Below are 1,203 nucleotides of genomic sequence, written 5' to 3' on the forward strand. Positions count from 1 at the left end.
GCCTTTACTAGTGAGTATTTTAATAGCTAGATATAGCATGTATGCTACTCCTAAAATTTTTAAAGGTAATTCGATTTTGGGTAAAATATTAATTAGTACGATATTAAAGAAACTACATAAAGAAGTGAGGAGGAAAAAACCGAAAGCTACTCCAAAGCAAAATTGCATGCTCCTTTTCAAACCAAGTTGATTTGCGTATGTCATAGCTAAAAAATTGTTAGGACCGGGTGTGAAGCTACTAATAAAAACAAATAATAAAAAAGAAAATAAAGGCATTTCAAAACCCCCTAAGTATTTTCCGTGTGTTATAATGACCGAAAAGAACAATATAACGTGTGCTTTTTATTATACATAACGGTCGTTATGTTGTATATAGTATAGGAGTGTTTTTTTATGGAAGAAATTCAACTTATTTTGGCGAAAAATATAAAAGCAATACGTGAGAAAGAAAAATTAAGTTTAGAAAAGGTTTCCCAATTAACGGGTGTGAGTAAAACGATGATTGGACAAATTGAAAGAGGAGATTCAAGCCCGACACTAACAACGATATGGAAAATTGCGAATGGTTTAAAAGTGTCTTTTACGTCTTTAATTAATAATCCACAGCCTGATACGAAAGTGGTTTTACGAAACGATGTTCAAATATTATCAGAAGACAATGGGAGATATAAAGTGTATCCTTCTTTTCCTTTTCAAGATGATAGGAACTTTGAAATCTATACGGTTGAAATTGAAAAGGAAGGAAAATTAAGTTCGGAAGGCCATAAAGAAGGGACCGAAGAATTTATAACGGTGTTTGAGGGAGAATTGACAATTGAAATAAATGATTGTCAATATACATTAAATAGCGGAGATTCAATTCGCTTTAAGGCGGATAGACCGCACTCTTATCATAATTCCGGACGAACGCTAACGCGGTTAAGTATGACCATTTATTATCCAGCTTCATAAACTTGCTATTTTATTTAGAATATAAAGAGATGGTTTTATTTATTACAATTTACAAAAAAAGACACTCATTTGAGTGTCAACACAGTATTTCTCTCGCGTATAGGATTGGAGAATGTTTCTCAAATACATATTGAGATGATTAGTAAAGGAGAAATTGTCTTCATAAATAACTTAACATTGATAGCGTATAGAGTAAATTGATAATGTTTATCCGGAATATTTAGTATAGATAGTTTCTACTATCTATATAGG

General features: G+C 31.6%; 2 protein-coding genes. One reads left to right on the forward strand and one right to left on the reverse strand.

Annotated elements, in window-relative coordinates; translation table 11 throughout:
* A partial coding sequence (locus tag AC1DJR_RS30450) for a LysE family translocator (RefSeq protein WP_477004305.1) occupies positions 1 to 276 on the reverse strand: 276 nt, incomplete at its 3' end.
* A 117-nt stretch (positions 277 to 393) separates the two neighbouring features.
* Between AC1DJR_RS30450 and AC1DJR_RS30455 the strand changes: the two genes are divergently transcribed.
* A complete protein-coding gene (locus tag AC1DJR_RS30455) occupies positions 394 to 951 on the forward strand; it encodes a helix-turn-helix domain-containing protein (protein WP_002141752.1) in 558 nt (185 codons plus the stop codon).
* Positions 952 to 1,203 lie beyond the last annotated feature (252 nt).

It is taken from the genome of Bacillus sp. 05T31 (genome assembly GCF_056396725.1).

What these genes read in the sequence shown, in the direction of transcription:
- AC1DJR_RS30455 (WP_002141752.1), top strand. Translation starts at nt 394, where the DNA reads ATGGAAGAAATTCAACTTATTTTGGCGAAAAATATAAAAGCAATACGT.